Below are 20,067 nucleotides of genomic sequence, written 5' to 3'. Positions count from 1 at the left end.
CAAGTTTTATTTAAAATGATTATGAATATTTTTCGTTCGCAAAGGCGTTTCACTCAGCTATGGTCAATGATTTAAAAATATTTAGTTAAAAAAACACAATCCGTAATTTGAATACGACAATCATCGTTTTGCATACATCAGATTCTTAATTTCTGTTGAATTTTGTATCAATAAAATTTAACAATATGAAATTGAATCAAGTAAAATTAGGAAGTCAGGGTTTAATCATCCCGAATATCGGTTTGGGATGCATGGGAATGACAGGTTTTGGCGATATGGATACTTATGGAAAAGCTGACGAAAACGAAGCTATCGCAACTATTCATCGCTCTTTGGAATTGGGTGGAAATTTTCTGGACACTGCCGATTTGTACGGCCCTTTCAAAAATGAACAATTGATAGCAAAAGCTATTGAAGGAAGCCGTGACCAATATATTATCGCAACAAAATTCGGTTGGGAAATTGATGACAACGAACAAATCACTTGGAAAATCAACGGAAGCAAAGATTATGTAAAAAAATCGATTGAACGTTCTCTTAAAAATCTGAAAACCGATTACATCGACCTTTATTATATGCATCGCCTGGATAAAAACGTTCCTGTTGAAGAGACTGTTGGAGCGATGAGTGATTTGGTTAAAGAAGGAAAAATCGGTTATATCGGTTTGTCCGAAGTTTCTTCTGAGACTGTGAAAAGAGCACACGCAATTCATCCAATCTCGGCAGTTCAGAGTGAATTTTCTCTGTTTGAAAGAACGGCAGAAGAAAAAGGCGTCATCAAAACGTTAAATGAATTGGGAGTTGGTTTTGTAGCATATTCACCTTTGGGAAGAGGATTTTTATCCGGACAGATCCGTTCTATTGATGATTTACCTGAGAATGATTTCCGAAGAGGAATTCCTCGTTTTCAGGAGGAGCATTTTCATAAAAATATTGAACTGGTGACAGCGATTGAAAATCTGGCAAAGGAAAAAGACATCACTTCTTCTCAACTGGCTTTGGCATGGATCATCAGCAAAGGTATTATTCCAATTCCGGGAACGAAACGCAGAAAATATGTTGAACAAAATATTGAAGCAAGTAAAATTATCTTAAGCGAATCTGACATTCAGAAGCTGGAAAGTATCGTACCTTTGGGTACAGACACAGGAGCAACGTATGACGAATTCGGGATGGGACTGTTGGATTATTAATTTGTAACTTTAATTGTTGAAAATAACTCAAACCTCATAGGTTTTTGAAACCTATGAGGTTTATCTTAAAACGCAATACAATCGCGCCCCGGCTTGAACGGAGCTCTTTTTGCGAAGCAAAAAAGTGGGAGTGGAAGACGGAAAAAGGCGCCCAAAAATTATTATTAAAGCTTAAAAATTATGAACACCATAAAATCTATTTCTGCATTTCACAAACTGCTTTCTCTTCCCGAACCGAAGCATCCGATGGTAAGTGTTATCAACCTTCATGAAAGTGTTTTTATTGAAGATGATGTCTGGAAAGGTTTTGTAAGCAGATATTATTGCGTTGCCCTGAAACGGAATGCGAAAGGAAAAATAAAATACGGACAGCAACATTATGATTACGATAAAGGAGTATTGAGCTTTACAGCGCCAAATCAGGTTCAGTATCTGGATTTGCAGACGATGGATTGTGAAAACACCGGCTATTTACTGATTTTTCATGAAGATTTTTTACTGAAACATTCTTTAGCAAAAACAATTTCTTCTTACGGATTTTTCTCTTATGCTGTGAATGAAGCCCTGCATTTATCTGAAGATGAAGAGAATAACTTGCTCGAAATTCTATATAAAATTGATAAAGAATGCCAACATATCGACCATCACACTCAGGAAATTATTTTGTCGCAAATCGAATTATTGTTAAATTATTCCAAACGGTTTTATGAGAGACAGTTTATCACCCGAAAAAGTGGAAGTCATCAGCTTTTAACGAAATTAGAATCTTATTTAAATGATTATTTTAATACAGAATCTTTTGAAAAAGGTCTTTTAACGGTTCATCAAATTGCTGAAGCGATGAATCTTTCGGCAAATTACTTAAGTGATTTTCTGAGAGTTCATACCGGACAAAATACGCAACAGCATATCCACGAAAAATTGATCAGTAAGGCAAAAGAAAAGCTTTCAACAACGGAACTTTCGGTAAGTGAAATTGCTTATGAACTGGGATTTGAGCATTCACAGTCTTTCAGTACACTTTTCAAGAAGAAAACTAATGTTTCGCCTTTGGAATTTAGGCAGTCTTTTAATTAAATCTTCCACAGATTTCTCAGATTTTAACAGATGATTGCGTTTAAGTTTCTGCGCTATCTGCAAAATCTGCGAGTGAGAAAATTATGTTTTGGCTAAAGCCAATTTTGATAATGTAAATGAAAAAGCGGGCTAAAGCCCGCTCCTATCGATATAATTATCATGCTATATTTCAATCCTGAACTTCAAAAAGCAAACGCTCTCCGAATTTTTGTTCATTAATTTTTCCGTTATCGTAAACCAAGTTTCCATTGACAAAAGTGTGGGTCACTTTAGAATGGAAATTCATTCCTTCTAATGGACTCCATCCGCATTTGTACAGGATATTTTCTTTAGCAACCGTCCAGTTTTCATTAAGATCAACCAAAACCAAATCTGCCTTATAACCTTCTCTCACGAAACCTCTTTTTTCTACTCTAAAAAGAATCGCAGGATTATGAGACATTTTTTCAACGATCTTTTCTAAAGAGATTTTTCCGTTGATATAATTTTCCAACATCACAACCAAAGAATGTTGAACCAAAGGCGCTCCGGAAGGACATTTTGTGTAGACATTTTGTTTTTCTTCCCAAGTGTGAGGCGCGTGGTCTGTGGCGATCACATCAATTCGGTCATCCAACAGTGCTTCCCAAAGTGCATCTTTATCTTTTTGCGTTTTTACGGCAGGATTCCATTTGATTAATCCACCTTTTGTATCGTAATCATCATTGGTGAAAGTCAAATGATGAACGCAAACTTCTGCAGTAATTTTTTTATCTTTTAAAGGAATGTCATTTCTGAAAAGTTCCATTTCTTTCGCAGTCGAAAGATGGAAAACATGAAGTCTTGCTCCTGTTTTTTTTGCCAATTCAATTGCTTTTGAAGAAGATTTATAACAAGCTTCTTCACTTCTGATTAAATGGTGAAATTTCACAGGAATATCCTCACCGTATTCATCCAGATATTGTTGAGTATTAGCTTTAATTGTCGCTTCATCTTCACAATGAACTGCGATCAGCATTTTTGTATTGCTGAAAATATTTTCTAACGTTTCAGGATTGTCGACCAACATATTTCCTGTTGAAGAACCTAAAAACAGCTTAATTCCGGGAACATTTCTTGGATTTGTTTTTAAGACTTCTTCCAGATTATCATTGGTTCCGCCCATCATGAAGCCATAATTCGCATAGGCTTTCTGAGAACCTATCTCATATTTATCAGCCAATAATTCCTGTGTCACAGCATTCGGAACCGTATTTGGCTGGTCGATAAAACTTGTAATTCCACCTGCGATCGCAGCACGAGATTCGGTTTCAATATCGCCTTTATGAGTCAGTCCCGGATCACGGAAATGTACCTGATCATCAATCACTCCCGGCAAAAGATATTTTCCTTCACCCTCAATAATTTGATCTGCTTCTTCCGAGATATTGGAACCTATTTTAGAAATTAAATCATTTTCAATTAAAATATCACCTTCAACGATCTTTCCTTCGTTGACGATTTTTACGTTTTTGATTAAGGTCTTCATTTTTACTTAGAAATTAGATGTTAGATAGTAGAAGTTAGAAAATTTTTTGAGCTATAAATTATGAGTAAAATATCAATTACCGATTTCTAATATCTAGCTTCTACATAAAAGCAAAATTAAGGTTTATGAATGAATTTTGAGATCGTTCATAAAAATCTATTTCTAAATATTTACATTTGCAGAAAAGTATCACATTTTGAAAAAACTTCTCAACGAGACAATTATATATGGAATTGGAGCGATAATGCCGAGGATAATTGTCGTACTGCTTAATTATTTGTTTATTAAAAATATCAACAACAGTGATTTTGCGATCTTTACCAATCTTTATGCATTGATTTCATTCATCAATATTGTTCTTTCTTTTGGTTTTGAAACAGCATATTTCAGATTTTCCTCTGATAAAGACAATGAACAGAAAGTTTTCAATACGTCATTTTGGTTTTTAACAGGTTTATCAACTGTTTTTTTAGTATTGGTATTATTATTTAATCAGCCGATTGCAAATGTCTTTGGGTATGAAAAAACTCCGGAATTTATCAGATGGTTTGCTTGGATTGCATTTTTTGACAACCTTCTTGTTATTCCTTTAGCTTGGTTCAGATTTCACAACAAACCGATAAAATATACTGCAATCAGAGTAATACAAGCTGTTTTTCAGAGCATTTTTGCAATTGCTCTATTCCTTTATATTCCACAGGAATTTTCACTTAAATTAGGCTTGAAAGAAAAAGTCGCCTACCCTTTTTACAGTAATTTAGCTGCAAGTTGTTTAGGATTTTTATTGGTCTTACCAATTATTTTAAAGGTAAAATTTCAGTTTTCAAAAGATCTTTTCCTGCAAATGATCAAATATTCATGGCCGATAATGATCGCTGGTTTGGCATTTATGGTTAATGAAAACTTTGATAAATTCATTCAGAAATTTATTATTGATGACAGTGATGCAGGAGCTTATGGAGGTTGCTATAAAATGGCGGTTTTAATGACACTTTTCGTTACAGCCTACAGAATGGGAATTGAACCGTTTTTCTTTAAACAAATGCAAAATGAGAACGCTAAACTCACTTATGCAAAAGTAACGGAATATTTTTCGTTCTTTGCATCAATCGTTGCTCTAGGAATTATTGCGAATGTATCTTGGATAAAACTTTTATTAGTTCCAAACAGTTCTTATTGGGTTGCTATTAATATCATTCCAATCATTGTAATTGCCAATTTATTCTTTGGAATCTATTACAACCTTTCAACTTGGTATAAAGTAACTGACAGAACAAGAGTCGGAACTTATATTTCTTGGACGGGAGCCATTGTTACGATTGCTTTAAACCTTTTACTTTTAAGAGAATATGGCTTTATGGTTTCCGCTTGGGTAACTTTAGCAGCATATTTCATTATGATGGTACTTTCCTATTTTTTAGGTCAAAAATATTATCCAATTCCTTACAGAATGAAAAAAATATCGTTTTTTATTGTTCTTTTAGCTGTATTCAGTTACGTGATTGTAGGATTATTCGATTATAACTTCTGGGTGGGAAATCTTTTATTCTTCATTTACGCAGGAATTTTAATCTATTCCGAAAAAGACATGATTCTCTCCCGAATCAAAAAAAGCTAAAAATTGGTCTCTATTTTGATAGTAACCAATTCTGTTTTTAAAAATTAAACAAACTCACTAAAGCTGATAAATATTACTAATAACAATAGTTTTAATTATTATCTTTAGCCGACAAATAAAAAAGACTTAAATAATAAAACACTTAGAATTATATAAATGAAAATTATAGTACCTATGGCTGGACGCGGTTCAAGATTACGTCCACATACATTGACTGTTCCAAAACCTCTTATTCCGATTGCCGGAAAACCTATTGTTCAAAGATTGGTAGAAGATATTGCTAAAGTTGCCGGAGAAGAAATTGAAGAAGTTGCTTTTATCATCGGAGATTTTGGCCCTGAAATCGAGAAATCATTAATCCAAATTGCTGAAAAATTAGGCGCAAAAGGAAGCATTTATTATCAAAACGATCCTCTGGGAACAGCTCATGCCATCAAATGTGCTGAAGCCTCTATGCAGGGAGATGTTGTGATCGCTTTTGCCGACACTCTTTTCCGTGCAGATTTTGTTTTAGATAAAAATTCTGACGGAGTTATTTGGGTAAAAAGTGTTGAAGATCCTTCTGCTTTTGGTGTTGTGAAATTAGACAATTACGGTTTCATTACCGATTTTGTTGAAAAACCAACTACTTTCGTTTCAGACTTAGCAATTATTGGGATTTATTACTTTAACAGCGCTGAAAAATTGATGAGCGAGATCAATTATATCATGGATAATGATATTAAAAATGGTGGTGAATACCAGTTAACAACAGCTTTAGAAAACTTAAGAGCAAAAGGCGCAAAATTCTCTCTAGGAAAGGTAAACGACTGGATGGATTGCGGAAACAAAAACGCAACCGTAGAAACAAACAGTAAAATTCTTGCCTACGAGATTGAGGAAATGTCTAACTATCCGGCTTCTGCAGTTATCGAAAATTCATTGATTATTCAGCCTTGTTTTATAGGTGAAAATGTGAAAATTTCAAACTCAAAAATAGGTCCTGGAGTTTCTTTGGGAAATAATACAATCATTGTGAATTCAAATATTGAGAACTCGTTGATCCAGGAAAATACAAGAATCAATCACGGAAACCTTTCTAATTCAATGATCGGAAACTCTGCGCAGTATTTTGGAGTTTCAAGAGAAATTTCTTTAGGAGATTATTCTGTTTTAGATTTTTTATCTAGATAAGATCAGAATTTATTATATTTAAATAACATATCTTCAAACCACACAAAATGTTTTGTGTGGTTTGGCGTTAATATTGCAAAGTATTCTTTTAATTGAAAAGATAAAATACATGAAAAACTGGATACCATTAATTTTACTGCTTCTCGTTTTGTCCTCCTGTAAGACAAGAAATGCCGCTAAAAAGAACAATAGCAACATACAAGACAGCACTATCGTAGTAAAAGACGATGGAAATCCTAAAGACGCCAATGAACCTGTAAGAGACAAAATTACTTTCTTTGAGCATGTACTTATTCCGCCAAAATTCGAACAGATAAAGATCAGCAGCAAAGTAAATGTAGAAACCGGAAGTTTTATTCCGACGCTTGATGCTACCATTTATATCGAAAATAATCAGAAGGTTTGGATGAATCTTCAGGCATTTTTGTTCACCGTTGCCCGAGGAGTTGCAACACCAGACGGCGTAAAAGGTCAGGATAAAACCAGCAAAACTTATATTGATTCAGATTTCGATTATCTAAATAACTTACTGAATGTTAATTTCATTGATTACAAATCTTTGGAAAAAATATTAATGGGAAGAACGTTTGTAAAAATCAGTGACTCTCAGTTTACCCTTACCAAAAATGCTCAGGGATTTAAAATGACATCCAATGGAAATCAAAAAATCGTTACTGATGAAAAAACAAGAGAATATAAAATTACCTTGCAGTATGATACGAATTATGATTTATTGAATGTAAATTTAAAAGATGTTTTATCTCCCGACGAATTAGAAATATCTTACAGCAATTGGGATGAATATAGCGGAATCCGTTTACCTAAAAATGTTAAAATAATTATAAAAGGGTCAAAAAGCAGTCAGATTTTACTAGAAAATACGAAATTTGACTTTTCGAGGATGGAAACACCCTACTCTGTTCCATCCAGTTATAAGAAAATTGAAATTAAATGATTAAAAAATTTAGCTTTTTAATAGGTATTTTGCTGTTCTCATTTCAATATGGGCAAAAAAAAGAGCAATTACAGAAACAAAATGCCGATCTTAAAAAACAAATTGCACAAATAAATTCAGATTTAGCTAAGACCAGAAGCGAATCTAAACTCTCTATATCTTACCTTACCAATGTTAATAAAAAATTAGCTTTAAGAGAAAAGGTGTACACCAATACTCAAAAAGAGAAAAGATTTATTGAGGATGACATCTATCTTCGTCAGTTGGAAATCAACCGTCAGAACAAAGAATTAGCAGTTCTAAGAAAGAATTATGCTGAAGTTTTGGTGAACGCTTATAAAAATAAAGGCGTACAAAATAAGGTAACTTTTATTCTTTCTGCCAAAAATATGGGTGAAGCAATAAGAAGAGTTCAATATTTAAAGGAATACTCAGATTATCAGGACAAAAAAGCTGCTGAAATCTCAAATGCTGCAGCCAAAATAAAGAACACCATCACTCAAAGACAAAAATCTATTAAAGATAAAGAGCAACTTTTAGTTAATCAACAAAAAGATTTAACGACAATCAACGCTGAAAGAGCTCAAAAAGAACAGCTTGTTGCAGAATTTAAGAAAAATGAATCTCAGTTAACGGTTGAGCTTAAACAAAAACAAACTCAGTCTAAAGCACTTGAAGGACAAATAAGATCTATCATTGCTGAAGAAATCAGAATCGCAAAAGCTGAAGAAGAAGCAAGAAGAAAAGCAGACGCCGAAAAAATACGTTTAGCTAAAATCGCTGCCGAAAGAGAAAAAGCAAGAATTGAAGCTGAAAACAGAGCCAGAGCTGAAGCATTGGAAAAAGAAAGGTTATTAGCCGAGGCTGAATCTAAAAGAGCTACAGAATTAGCTGCAAAACGAGCTGCTGAGGAAAAGAAACGTACGGAAGAAGCTGCAAGAGCAGAAGCCAGTGCAAAAGATGAAGCAAGAAAAGTCGCTGCAACAAAAGCATCAGAGGAAGCCAATGCAAAAGCAAGAGAAGCATCAAACAAATTGATTGCTGCAAGAGCTGCAGAAGCCGCATTAACAAAGAAAAAAGACGACGAGAAAAAAGCTGCAGAAACCAAAGTAATGACCAACTTTGGGGTAAATTCTACAGTTGCAGGAAATAACTTCGCAGAAAACAAAGGAAGATTAGGATTCCCGGTAGATAAAGGACAAATTACCCACCGATTCGGAAGACAGCCTCACCCGGTTTTCAAGAATATTGTTGAAGAAAATAATGGAATTAAGATCTCCGTACCTTCAGGTACACGTGCGAAGTCTGTATTCCCGGGAACAGTTTCTTCGATCTTAGCGAATAGTGACGGCACAAAAACCGTTATGATCAAACACGGAAGCTACTTTACAATCTATTCTAACCTAGGTGCAGTAAATGTTTCTAAAGGGCAGCAGGTATCAGCAGGCACTCCGGTAGGGGTTGTAGGTCAGGATTTTGACGGATCTTACACCCTTGATTTCCAGGTATGGAGCGGAACTACACCAGTTGATCCATTAGGTTGGGTTTCCTATTAAAAAAATAGATTAACTTTGTAAAAAATTAAGCAATGCAAACACTAACAATACTAGCCTTATCTTGGCAACATATCCTTATCGTAGCTGTACTTCTTGTGTTACTTTTTGGAGGTAAAAAAATTCCGGAATTAATGAGAGGTGTTGGTTCGGGTATCAAAGAATTTAAAGATGCGGTAAAAGAAGAAGACAAACCAGGTCCTGAAAAGAAATCTTCTACTGATAATAACCCTGCCAGCAACTAAAATTCTACAGAATTAATGAACTTTACAGAGATTGCATGGCAAGTCTTTAATACTTCTATTGAAGATTATCACGTGCTTGATGACGTTAATACTCTAATTAATAACCCGTTCGAAAAAGACAGTTTGGAACGAATTTTGTATGCAAAGAACTGGATTGATACCGTTCAATGGCATTTGGAAGATATTATTAGAGATGAGAATATAGATCCCACTGAAGCTCTTCAATTAAAGAGAACAATAGATGCCTCTAATCAGAAAAGAACTGATTTAGTGGAATTTATAGACAGTTGGTTTCTTACAAAGTATGAAAATATAACTCCAAAATCTGATGCAAAGATCAATACTGAAACTCCGGCTTGGGCTGTAGACAGATTATCTATCCTTGCATTAAAGGTTTATCACATGTCATTAGAAGCCAACAGAGAATCCGCTTCTGAAGAGCACCGCCAGAATTGCCAGGCAAAACTAGATGTGCTTCTTGATCAGAAAAAAGATCTGTTTACTTCTATTAATCAGTTGCTTACTGATATTGAGAACGGTAACGTTAAGATGAAAGTGTACAAACAAATGAAAATGTACAATGATGATAGTCTTAACCCAATCCTTTATCAAAAGGGGCAAAAATGAAACGACTATTTTTTTTCGGAGTACTAATAATTCTAACAACTTCCTGCGCAACGGAAAAATTAAATTTTTCTCCGCTGTCTAATAATTTTTATAGCGAAGCCAAAGGTTCAGATTCTGATAGAGGAGTAAAGAAAAGCATTGACATCAACATCAAAGAAAATGTAAATGCATCTGAGATCTCTAACCTAATTTCAACTTTTCCTAAGTTTAAAAATGCAGAATTGAATGAAGAAGTTACAAACTTGAAATACAGTTTGCAGAACTATCTTTATGCAATTGATGCTAGCAATATATCAGGAAAAAACAGATCTATTAAAAGCTTTGAAAAGTCTTATAAAAAAATTCAGAAACTGAGACAAAGTCTTAACAAAGATGACGACGAAGTACTTAACAGGTATTTGGTAAGATTAAAAACCAATATTACCGTTATCGAAGATTCCTTAAAAGGAAATTAAAACAACAAACAACAATTGAGCTTTAATGATTAAAATTCAGGCGGAGGCCAATGTTCCTACAGAACACGGCAGTTTCCGAATGATTGCTTTCTCTGAAAATGAAAATGATTGGATGCCTCACATGGCTATTATTGCCGAAAATACAGACTTTTCTAAGCCTGTAAATGTACGTTTCCACTCAGAATGTATTACCGGAGAAGTTTTCCATTCAAAAAAATGTGAATGCGGGCAGCAACTTGATGCCGCAATGAAATATACCCATGAAAATGGAGGAATGATCATTTACCTTCGACAGGAAGGAAGAAATATAGGAATCATCAATAAGCTTAAAGCTTACTCTCTTCAGGAAAAAGGATTTGACACCGTAGAAGCCAACCTAAAGCTAGGGCTTCCGGCAGACGACAGAAATTTTGAGGTAGCCATTGAGATTCTTAATATATTAGATGTAAAAGATATTAACTTACTTACAAATAATCCTGAAAAGGTGAAGCACGTAGAGAGAAGTAATATCCATCTCAACTCAAGGATACCTTTACAGATTCCGGCCAACGAGAATAGTAAAGAATACTTACAAACAAAGAAAGATTATTTTGGTCATCTTCTTGATGACAACGATAATTAATTAAACTTAATAAAAGCAAAGGCTCCGAAAGAAATTCTTCCGGAGCCTTTTTAATTATAAAAAATTGAAAAGATAATATTCTTAATTTACTTTAGTGTTAGTAACGTTAGAATCATTAAGATTGAAATATTTAACTACAGCATTATAATCGTTGTAGTCTACACCAGCAGATTTAGCTGATTTAGAATTTTTACCTGTAGCGTTAGCAGGAACAAGAACAACTCTAAATGTTTGATTGGATAAATACTGAGCTGTTTCGGTTGCATTTAAACCTGTTGTTAAATTAAAATTCTCGTCATCTATTCTAATCTGCACTTTTTTAGTATCAAAAACAAAATTATACTGAAAAATTCTATTACTAGGCATTCCTGCTACATCCGGTAAGATAACTAATTTAGGAATAAGCTGCCAAGCATCACCTACATGTTTGTATACTAAAACTACATCTGTACTTTCAATATTAATATCCATTATTAGTTGAAAGTTATTAGCACTCGAAAATGTTCCTGTAGCGTCTTTCATTACAGCAACCGTATCACTGTCAACATGATTATCATCATTATTATCACAGCTAAATATAAATAAGCTTACAAAAGCTAATAGTAAAATTGGAAGAAATTTTTTCATTTTATAAAAGTTTAATTATTATTGATATGACTTATTCAAAACATATACCAAAAAACTCAAAAACTTTGTTTTCATCATTTTTTTAATTGTATTTTTGTTCATATTCAAAAAGTCATGAAGAAAGTAGTTTATATTTCCCTCTTTGCATTCTTATGTATTGGCACAAAAATCACAGCGCAATACCAGCCGAAAAATATTTCACGTGCAGACATAGATAAAGCCAATCAATGGGTTGATACAACGTATAAATCTCTTTCTCAGGATGAAAAATTAGGCCAGCTTTTCATTGTTGCTTTATACACCAATAAAGACGAAAATCACATCAATCAGGTAAGAAACATTGTTTTAAACGATAAAATCGGTGGTTTGATTCTGATGCAGGATGATGCAGCAAGAGAAATTAATTTAGTTAATGAATTTCAGCAAAAATCTAAAATCCCATTAATGATCGGGATGGATGCAGAATGGGGTTTATTCCAAAGAATTGCTGCAGCACATAAATTCCCTTGGGCAATGACTTTGGGAGCTATTCAGGATAAAAATTTAATTGAGCAGATGGCTGCCAAAATAGCCGAAGACTGCCATAGAATGGGCATTAATTGGGACTTTGCCCCAGTTGTTGATGTCAATACAAATCCAAATAATCCCATCATCGGAAACAGAAGTTTCGGTTCTGAGGTTAATAATGTAATTAATTCAGCATTATCTTACTCCAACGGACTTCAAAATAACAATATTCTTGCTGCAATAAAGCACTTTCCCGGACATGGCGATACGAGTACAGATTCGCACCTTGATCTTCCGGTTGTTTCTCATAGTTTAGAAAGATTAAATACCATCGAATTGGCACCTTTCAAAGCCTTGATGAATAAAGGAATCGGCGGTGTTATGGTGGCGCACTTGTATGTTCCAAGTTTAGAATCAGGAAAAGGAATTCCGGCTTCCGTTTCTAAAAATATCATCACAGGTTTATTGAAAGAAAAATTAGGCTACAAAGGTTTAATCATCACAGATGCTCTAAATATGGGAGCTGTAGCCAACAAATACAATCCGGGTGAATTAGATGCGATGGCTTTCAAAGCTGGTAACGACATTATGCTTTTTTCTCAAGGTGTAGCAAACGGTAAAAAATTAATCCAAAAGGCAATTGACAACGGAGAAATTCCTCAATCAAGAGTTGAAGAAAGTGTAAAGAAGATTTTATTGACAAAATATTATTTAGGATTAACTCAATACAATCCAAAAAATCCTGAAAATGTAAATCAGGATCTTAATAATGATTCTCATAAAAATTTAGTCCAAAACCTTTACTCAAATGCTCTGACCTTAATAAAAGATGATAAAAAACTGCTTCCATTAAACGGAAAACAAGTGTATTACGTTCCTTTGGAAGAAGCACCTTATCAAACATTTGCCTCTCAATTGGGTTCAAATATAGTTATTAAAAAAGCTGGAGAAATTAATTCAATTCCAAAAAACTCTACGGTAATTGTTGGTTTTCACAAAGACAATTCAACAGCTTATAAACCTTATAAAATTTCAGATTTATCTAAAAAAGTTTTATCTGATTTAACGAAAAATCAAAAAGTAATTTTAAATGTCTTCGGAAGCGCTTACGCGTTGAAAGATATTGACATTTCAAAAGTTTCAACTGTTCTCGTTTCTTATGAAAACAATGATGATTCAATGACTGCAACAGCCAATGCATTCAACGGAAAAACAAAAATCTGGGGCAGACTTCCTGTTTCAGTTAACGATAATTTGAAAGCAGGAATGGGGATTGATTTAAACCCTACTTCCGCTTCCAATACAAAAGTAAGTTCAACAGTATTTACAACATCCAAAAAACAACAATAAACTAATGAAAATAGGCATACTTTGCTATCCAACATACGGCGGAAGCGGAATCGTGGCAACAGAACTCGGAATGTCTCTTGCCAACAAAGGTTATGAGGTTCACTTCATAAGTTCCGCGCTTCCTGCAAGACTAGATATTACCAATCCGAATATTTTCTTCCACAGAGTAAATGTTCAGACCTATCCGCTTTTCCAATATCAGCCTTATGATATTGCGTTAAGTTCAATGATTTACCGTGTCGTAAATCTTTATAAACTGGATTTGCTTCACGCTCATTATGCGATTCCTTATGCTTATGCGGCTTTTACGGCTAAGCAAATGTTACAAGAGGACAACAACGACGTTCCATTGGTAACGACACTTCACGGGACAGATATTACGCTTGTCGGGCAACATCCAAGTTACAAGCATGCAGTGGAATTCTCGATTAATCAATCAGACGCGATCACTTCCGTTTCTGAAAGTTTAAAAAGAGACACACTGCAGTTTTTCAAAATCAAAAAAGAGATTCAGGTGATTACCAATTTTATTGATAATTCTGAATTTGACGAGCCAAGTGATTGCCAGAGAACTCAATTTGCCAATCCGGACGAAAAAATATTGATTCATGTTTCCAATTTACGTCCTGTAAAACGTGTAGAAGAAGTTCTTCAGATTTTCAAAAATGTTCAGAATAAAGTAAAATCTAAACTGATCATCATCGGAGAAGGTCCGGATATGGAAAAAGTTAATCAGTTTTTAGAAGAAAATCCGGATCTGATTTCGAAAATTCGTCTTTTAGGAAAAGTGAATGATTTGTATAGAATTCTTCAGCTTTCAGACGTTTTTTTATTGCCTTCAGAGCAGGAAAGTTTCGGTTTGGCAGCATTGGAAGCAATGGCAGCAAATACTCCGGTTATCAGTTCAAATGCAGGTGGAATTCCGGAAGTAAATATTCAGGGAGAGACAGGTTTCTTGGCCGAAATTGGAAATGTAGAGGCGATGAGCAACTACACGATCAAATTGTTGAGCAATGAAGAACTTTTAACCCAAATGAAGAAAAACGCGAAAGAACAGGCGATAAAATTCGATTTAAAAAACATTCTTCCTATATATGAAGAAATGTATAGAACAACGATAGAAAATTTTAAAAAGGAGTTGTCTAAAGTGTAGCAGTCTGCTATATTTGTAAGACACTTATGACGGAAAAACTACTTCAATATCTTTGGAACTTTAAGGTTTTTAAAAATTTTGACTTCAAGGATATTGAAGGAAATTCCGTTGAAATATTAGATTTCGGCAAATGGAATACTGATTCCGGACCCGATTTTTTATTGGCAAAAATTAAAATCAACAATGTAATTTTTGCAGGAAATATCGAGCTTCACGTAAAATCCTCCGACTGGATATTTCACAATCATTCTATAGATCCCAATTACCAAAACATTATTCTTCACGCTGTTTTTCAAAACGATGCTGATATTGATGAACTGAAAAATAAAAGTATTCCAACACTGGAATTGAAAAGTTTCATTGATGAAAATATTCTCTGGAAATATGAAAAACTGGTTAGCGAAAATCAATTTATTCCCTGTGAAAATATTTTTGACCAGACCAAAATCCCCATCCATTTTCATGAGGAAAATGTTTTGAAAAAACTGGAACAGAAATCTTTGGAAATAGAAAAAAGTTTAGAATTATATAAAAATAATTTTGAAGCTGTTCTTTTTCATCACCTCGCCTACTCTTTTGGATTAAAAGTGAACGCATTTATTTTCAAACAAATTGCAGAAAGCATCAACTTCACGATCATCAATAAAATCAAACAGAACGAAACTCAGCTTGAAGCTTTATTCTTTGGAATTTCCGGTTGGCTGGAAAATCAGGAAGATGACCAAATGCAAATTTGGAAACGAGAGTTTGATTTTATTAAAGCTAAATTTAATATTTCTGAATTAAAATTTCGTCCAAAATTTTTAAGACTGAGACCTCCCAATTTCCCTACTATTCGTTTGTCTCAATTGGCTAATCTTTACCATCAGCATCACAGTTTATTTTCAAAAATCATTTTTGCGAAAAGCTCTGCGGAATTATTTGAAATTTTTAAAGAAGTAAAAGCCTCAGAATATTGGGACAACCGTTTCAATTTCGGAAAAATATCAACAGTAGATCAACCTAAAATTTTGACCAAAGATTTTATTGAATTAATTATTTTAAATACAATTCTTCCTTTAAAATATACCTATCATAAATATCACAATGAAGAAAAAACAGATGAGATCTTAGCATTTTATACAAATATTTCATCCGAAAAAAATTCAATTATTGATCAATGGAAAAGTCTTGGTTTAAAAACTAAAAATGCCCTGGAAAGTCAGAGCCTGATTTATCACTATAAAAATTTCTGTGAAGAAAAAAATTGCTTAAATTGCGGTATTGGATTTAAACTTTTAAAAGAAACCTAAAATGTTCGATAATATCCGCCATAAAATGGAAAGAGAATGGTTTGGCGTTCTTACAAGAATGGGTGCTAAATTGGGAATCCCTGTGTCTAAATTGAGGGTTTTCTTTATCTACTCTACTTTTGCCACGGCAGGTTTTTTCTTTCTTATCTATTTAGGATTGGCGTTTACCCTTTGGATCAAAGATATTTTTATCACAAGAAGACCCAGCGTTTTCGACTTATAATCTATGGAATTTTTACCGATTACATCATCAGACGACTTTAGAGTCGAGGAAATTTATACTTCTTATTCAAGCTCCTTCCCCGAGGATGAAAGACGGGATTGGGATAAATTTATAAAGCTTTTTGAAAATTCAAATGTCAAAATAATTTCTGTTTTACACGAATCAAAAACTATCGGTTACCTCATCCTTTGGGAATTGAGCAATTTTGTTTTTGTTGAACATTTTGAAGTATTTAAAGAATTTAGAAGTCAGAAATTCGGGTCACATATTACCGGATATTTATTTGAAAATTATCCAAGAATTATTTTAGAAATAGAACCTGAGCATTTAGGTGAAGACGCAAAAAGACGCTATTCTTTTTATCAGAAAAACGGCTTTAAGCTTCTTGATGAAATGTATGTGCAACCAAGTTATGGTGAGGGGAAAAGCCCAATTGACATATGGCTGTTATCAAATTATTCTCCTGAAAATTTGAAGGAGGTTAAAGATGAAATTTACGATATTGTTTATCATTAAAAATATAAATCCGAAGTTTTAATGCTCCGGATTTTTTGTTTTTTCCAATTGATAATTAATAGAAAAATTAATTCACCTCATATTCCAACTTAATCGTAATACTCGCTTCTTTTTCTTTAGAAGATGTATTGAAAGTTCCTCCGTAGGAATAATCTTCATTAGAATTTGGAGCTGTAATCTGGATAACTCCCATTGTTGCTTTTTTAAGATTTCCTAATTTACTTCCAGAATTTTCAGCAATTTTTTCGGCTCTTTCTTTAGCATCTTTCGTTGCAGAAGCAATCATTTCCTGCTTTACAGTCGCCAATTTTGTATAAAAATAAGAGGGTGACGAAGAAGTAAATTCTATTCCACGATTGATAATTTCCGTAATATTTCTGGAAAGGTTTTCAATTTTTGCGACTTCTTTACTTTCAATAGAAACTTTCTGCGTCAGATTATATCCCGAGAATTCTCCCTGAACATAATTTCCGTTAGAATCATTATAACTTCTGAATTGTTTCTGAATATCTACCGAAGAAAAAACGATTTCATTCTGTTTAATCCCTTTTGAAATCAGATAATCATTGATAACTTTTCTGTCCATCGCTAATTCATCATAAGCAGATTTCAAGTCGGCATTGTTTTTAGAAAAACTTCCCGACCATGTAATCAAATCGGAAGTAAATTGTTTTGTTCCCAAACCTGTAATAGAAATGGTATTTTCAGATTTATTTCTGTTTTTAATAGCGTTTCCTAAAAGTCCAAGACCAATAATGAAGCCTAAAGATGCAACCGCGATTGCAATAATGTTTTTATTCATAAAAATTCGTGAATTTGGTTGATTTTAATTCTATGAGTATATCAATTTCCATTCCGAAAATTTAAGATTTTATTAACATTTTAATTATTGTTTGATTTGATTTAACCTTTCAACATAAAGAGGGATTGTCTCCTCAAGGCTTAATAACACTCCCGATAGGTTTTTGGCTTTAACATAAGTCCTCGTATGAGGTTTTGTAAGAAAAGAAAACTCAATAAACTCCGAAATTCTTTCAGCAGGAATTCCTGCTTTTGTAAAATAATCATCATCAACTCTATTGCGGATCCACATAATATGCTCCTGCAGATCATCATACCGATATTGACGTTTTTGCCTTCTTGCTTTTCCACTTACAAGGTCGTAAACGCCCTGCACATTAAGATTTCCTAAAAGAATCGGAAGCAAAACGCTTTTCACTTCTGCAGGCTTTTCCCTCATTTTACCGATTGGCTGAGGAAGTCCGACTGCCTGTTGAACGATTTCTCCTTTATTCACTTTTGCGACAGCTCTGGAATCATCGGCCAAATCACCTGTCAATTTTTTGGCGACTTTAACCTCTTCTATTTCTTCAGGAATTTTAATGAGTGTAATAAATAATTGAGAATTGATTCCGTCTGTCATTACTTTTTTGGAAACTCTTTCGTATCCGGCTCTTACAAATCTTAATTCATTATTATTAAAGGCTTCAATAGAAAATTCACCCTGAGAATTGGTGTATACTTTTTGATCAGTCGAAATATTAATGACCGTGACAGAACCAAGATTAATACCATTATCATCTGTAATTTTCCCTGTTACTATCTGTTGTGAAAACACATAATTACACAAAAAAACAAGGAACAGAAAAAGTTTTTTCCAGCCTGATAAGAATGTATATTTATTATTAAACTTCACTATTTTTTCTTTACTAATCTCCTATTTTTTCAGTTTTCTTGTATAATGCAAAAGCTACTCTCAATTCAGTTTCAACAGTATCTGTATTGAAATTTTTTCTGTATTTTTTAGCTAATCCTCTTGTATCATTAGCATACAGCAAGAATTTGTCAATCTGCTCCTCTGTCATTCCATACTTTTTAAGAAACTCCAGATCCATTTCTGTTTTGAGTTTATTGATAAAATCCCGACTTTCAAAATAATCTGGTTTTGTAATTTTAGGCTGAGTTGCTTTTTTTACTAAACCTATTGCAGAACCAATTAGCTTTACCATATCAACTTGTCCCACACTGAAATCATGTCCTTGAAAGGTTTTCGAGATTGAATTATTCGGTAAAGCTTCATTCAACGGACTCTTCATATATTTTTCCATTGAAGAATTCAAAGAAGCAATTTTCCTCGAACCATCAAGATATTTACTGTCTTTTTCAAGATTTCCTGTAGGTTTATAGGTAATTTTAACTTCAGGAATCACAGTTTCGGCTTTTAAAAGCGTTACATTAAAAGGAATATTTACATTTCCATTCGTGATCTTTTTATCAGTACGATAATATCCATCTTTCACAAAACGGACTTCATCATTTTCCTGAGCTTCAATCACAAACTGTCCGGAAGGGTCACTGTGAGAACTTTTATTACTGGAAATATTTACAATTAAAACAGAATTTAGACTAATATTATTCTCATCAACTATTTTACCTGTAATTTTCTGCTGAGAAAATAAGTCTGCAAAAACAAAACAAGGAATAACAAAAAGGCTTTTTCTTATAATACAAGTATTCATCTTTGCCTATTTTTGAGTTTGAGGAGCACGATAAGACGAAATTCTCGTTAAAACAAATCGTTGAAATCTATACAAATCTGCATCACTGCAATAACCATATTTTAAAATATTATTCCTCTCAAAACCACCTGCAAAAACATAATAAATGAAATTCTGAGTCAATGCTTTATCTATTTTAAGATCTGTAAAATACTGCTCTCCCAAAGCTTTTGTAAGATAATCCATTAAATCAACATCATCCCATTTATTTTTAATTTTTCCGATAGAAAATCCCTGTCCTTTTGGCTGGACAAATTCTCCTGGTCTCGCAGCCAGAATTCTTGGATCAGATTTTTGAGACATATAAACAGCCAGATCGCTTTTTAGTTTCTCAACTTTTTTAGGAGGATTAAGATTTTTAGAATCAATTTTTAAATCTCCTGTGAGTCCTTTTTTAATTTCAACCTCAGCAATTAATGCGGCAGATCTTATCAAGGTAATATTAAGCGCAGAACTGATATTCTCAGACGTCACCTTTTTATTAAGTCTTTCATAACCGGCTTTCACAAAACGGAGTTCATCTCCTTGTCTTCCAAAGATCATAAAATGTCCGTCTCGGTTGGTAGATACCCTTTCATCAGTTCGGATATTAATTACCGTAACATCGGGCATTTCAATATTTTCTTCAGAAGATATCTTCCCAAAAATATAATCCTGTGCATTGATATTGATGAAAAATATGGTAAATAATAAAAAGAGTAGTTTAAATTTCACGGAACGTTTTTTATAACGCAAAACTAAAGCTATTTTTAAATTAAAATACAAGTTTAACCACAGTTAACGCGTTTTAGGAAATTTTTGTGAATTTTCTATTTC

The 20,067-nt window shown here is 33.5% G+C and carries 21 protein-coding genes; 15 read left to right on the top strand and 6 right to left on the bottom strand.

What is annotated here, in order from left to right; genetic code table 11:
- Positions 1–185 precede the first annotated feature (185 nt).
- Together BT156_RS04370 and BT156_RS04365 are read left to right on the top strand one after the other, a co-directional pair.
- A complete protein-coding gene (locus BT156_RS04370; protein ID WP_072407538.1) occupies positions 186–1,193 on the top strand; it encodes an aldo/keto reductase in 1,008 nt (335 codons plus the stop codon).
- Between the two features lie 180 nt (positions 1,194–1,373).
- The gene (locus tag BT156_RS04365; protein ID WP_072407536.1) at positions 1,374–2,270 is read left to right on the top strand and encodes a helix-turn-helix domain-containing protein; all 897 of its coding nucleotides are present in this window, start codon (positions 1,374–1,376) and stop codon (positions 2,268–2,270) included.
- 169 nt (positions 2,271–2,439) lie between these two features.
- On the opposite strand, the gene BT156_RS04360 is transcribed toward BT156_RS04365, so the two are convergent.
- Entirely contained in the window at positions 2,440–3,777 is a 1,338-nt protein-coding gene (locus BT156_RS04360; protein WP_072407534.1) for a dihydroorotase, read from the bottom strand.
- 196 nt (positions 3,778–3,973) lie between these two features.
- Between BT156_RS04360 and BT156_RS04355 the strand changes: the two genes are divergently transcribed.
- The 8 genes from BT156_RS04355 (at position 3,974) to ribA (ending at position 11,025) form a co-directional block, all read left to right on the top strand.
- Positions 3,974–5,395, top strand: a complete 1,422-nt coding sequence (locus BT156_RS04355; RefSeq protein WP_072407532.1) for a lipopolysaccharide biosynthesis protein — start codon at positions 3,974–3,976, stop codon at positions 5,393–5,395.
- Positions 5,396–5,551: 156 nt separating this feature from the next.
- The gene (locus BT156_RS04350) at positions 5,552–6,568 is read left to right on the top strand and encodes a sugar phosphate nucleotidyltransferase (RefSeq protein WP_072407530.1); all 1,017 of its coding nucleotides are present in this window, start codon (positions 5,552–5,554) and stop codon (positions 6,566–6,568) included.
- 109 nt (positions 6,569–6,677) lie between these two features.
- The gene (locus BT156_RS04345) at positions 6,678–7,523 is read left to right on the top strand and encodes a lipoprotein insertase outer membrane protein LolB1 (protein ID WP_072407528.1); all 846 of its coding nucleotides are present in this window, start codon (positions 6,678–6,680) and stop codon (positions 7,521–7,523) included.
- Positions 7,520–9,079, top strand: a complete 1,560-nt coding sequence (locus tag BT156_RS04340; RefSeq protein ID WP_072407526.1) for a peptidoglycan DD-metalloendopeptidase family protein — start codon at positions 7,520–7,522, stop codon at positions 9,077–9,079. The genes BT156_RS04345 and BT156_RS04340 overlap by 4 nt, the downstream gene beginning before the upstream one ends.
- Before the next feature lie 32 nt (positions 9,080–9,111).
- A complete protein-coding gene (locus BT156_RS04335; protein WP_072407524.1) occupies positions 9,112–9,321 on the top strand; it encodes a twin-arginine translocase TatA/TatE family subunit in 210 nt (69 codons plus the stop codon).
- A gap of 15 nt (positions 9,322–9,336) precedes the next feature.
- Positions 9,337–9,948, top strand: a complete 612-nt coding sequence (locus BT156_RS04330; protein WP_072407522.1) for a DUF4254 domain-containing protein — start codon at positions 9,337–9,339, stop codon at positions 9,946–9,948.
- Complete coding sequence (locus tag BT156_RS04325) at positions 9,945–10,403, top strand: hypothetical protein (RefSeq protein WP_072407520.1); 459 nt, start codon at positions 9,945–9,947, stop codon at positions 10,401–10,403. The genes BT156_RS04330 and BT156_RS04325 overlap by 4 nt, the downstream gene beginning before the upstream one ends.
- Before the next feature lie 25 nt (positions 10,404–10,428).
- Positions 10,429–11,025 (top strand): GTP cyclohydrolase II, encoded by a 597-nt coding sequence (gene ribA, locus BT156_RS04320; protein WP_072407518.1) that lies wholly within the window; start codon positions 10,429–10,431, stop codon positions 11,023–11,025.
- An 81-nt stretch (positions 11,026–11,106) separates the two neighbouring features.
- On the opposite strand, the gene BT156_RS04315 is transcribed toward ribA, so the two are convergent.
- Positions 11,107–11,652, bottom strand: a complete 546-nt coding sequence (locus tag BT156_RS04315; RefSeq protein ID WP_072407516.1) for a hypothetical protein — start codon at positions 11,650–11,652, stop codon at positions 11,107–11,109.
- 114 nt (positions 11,653–11,766) lie between these two features.
- On the opposite strand from BT156_RS04315, the gene BT156_RS04310 reads away from it, so the two are divergent.
- The 5 genes from BT156_RS04310 to BT156_RS04290 are packed head-to-tail and all read left to right on the top strand — an operon-like array spanning position 11,767 to position 16,693.
- The gene (locus BT156_RS04310; RefSeq protein ID WP_072407514.1) at positions 11,767–13,509 is read left to right on the top strand and encodes a glycoside hydrolase family 3 protein; all 1,743 of its coding nucleotides are present in this window, start codon (positions 11,767–11,769) and stop codon (positions 13,507–13,509) included.
- A gap of 4 nt (positions 13,510–13,513) precedes the next feature.
- A complete protein-coding gene (gene bshA / locus BT156_RS04305; RefSeq protein WP_072407513.1) occupies positions 13,514–14,662 on the top strand; it encodes an N-acetyl-alpha-D-glucosaminyl L-malate synthase BshA in 1,149 nt (382 codons plus the stop codon).
- Between the two features lie 26 nt (positions 14,663–14,688).
- A complete protein-coding gene (locus BT156_RS04300) occupies positions 14,689–15,954 on the top strand; it encodes a DUF2851 family protein (protein ID WP_072407511.1) in 1,266 nt (421 codons plus the stop codon).
- 1 nt (position 15,955) lies between these two features.
- Entirely contained in the window at positions 15,956–16,177 is a 222-nt protein-coding gene (locus BT156_RS04295; RefSeq protein ID WP_034712816.1) for a PspC family transcriptional regulator, read from the top strand.
- Between the two features lie 3 nt (positions 16,178–16,180).
- On the top strand, positions 16,181–16,693 hold the full coding sequence (locus BT156_RS04290; RefSeq protein ID WP_072407509.1) for a GNAT family N-acetyltransferase: 513 nt from the start codon (positions 16,181–16,183) through the stop codon (positions 16,691–16,693).
- 67 nt (positions 16,694–16,760) lie between these two features.
- Here BT156_RS04290 and BT156_RS04285 read toward each other — a convergent pair whose 3' ends face one another.
- The 4 genes from BT156_RS04285 to BT156_RS04270 form a co-directional block, all read right to left on the bottom strand.
- Positions 16,761–17,495 (bottom strand): SIMPL domain-containing protein, encoded by a 735-nt coding sequence (locus BT156_RS04285; RefSeq protein ID WP_072407507.1) that lies wholly within the window; start codon positions 17,493–17,495, stop codon positions 16,761–16,763.
- 84 nt (positions 17,496–17,579) lie between these two features.
- Complete coding sequence (locus BT156_RS04280; RefSeq protein WP_072407505.1) at positions 17,580–18,389, bottom strand: peptidase associated/transthyretin-like domain-containing protein; 810 nt, start codon at positions 18,387–18,389, stop codon at positions 17,580–17,582.
- 13 nt (positions 18,390–18,402) lie between these two features.
- On the bottom strand, positions 18,403–19,212 hold the full coding sequence (locus tag BT156_RS04275) for a hypothetical protein (protein ID WP_072407503.1): 810 nt from the start codon (positions 19,210–19,212) through the stop codon (positions 18,403–18,405).
- 6 nt (positions 19,213–19,218) lie between these two features.
- Positions 19,219–19,965 carry a peptidase associated/transthyretin-like domain-containing protein gene (locus BT156_RS04270; RefSeq protein WP_072407501.1) on the bottom strand — a complete coding sequence of 249 codons (747 nt, stop codon included), beginning with the start codon at positions 19,963–19,965 and terminating at the stop codon, positions 19,219–19,221.
- Positions 19,966–20,067 lie beyond the last annotated feature (102 nt).

Source organism: Chryseobacterium limigenitum, from assembly GCF_900114875.1.
Classification (GTDB): domain Bacteria; phylum Bacteroidota; class Bacteroidia; order Flavobacteriales; family Weeksellaceae; genus Chryseobacterium; species Chryseobacterium limigenitum.
This window is presented reverse-complemented; position numbering and strand designations above follow the sequence as displayed.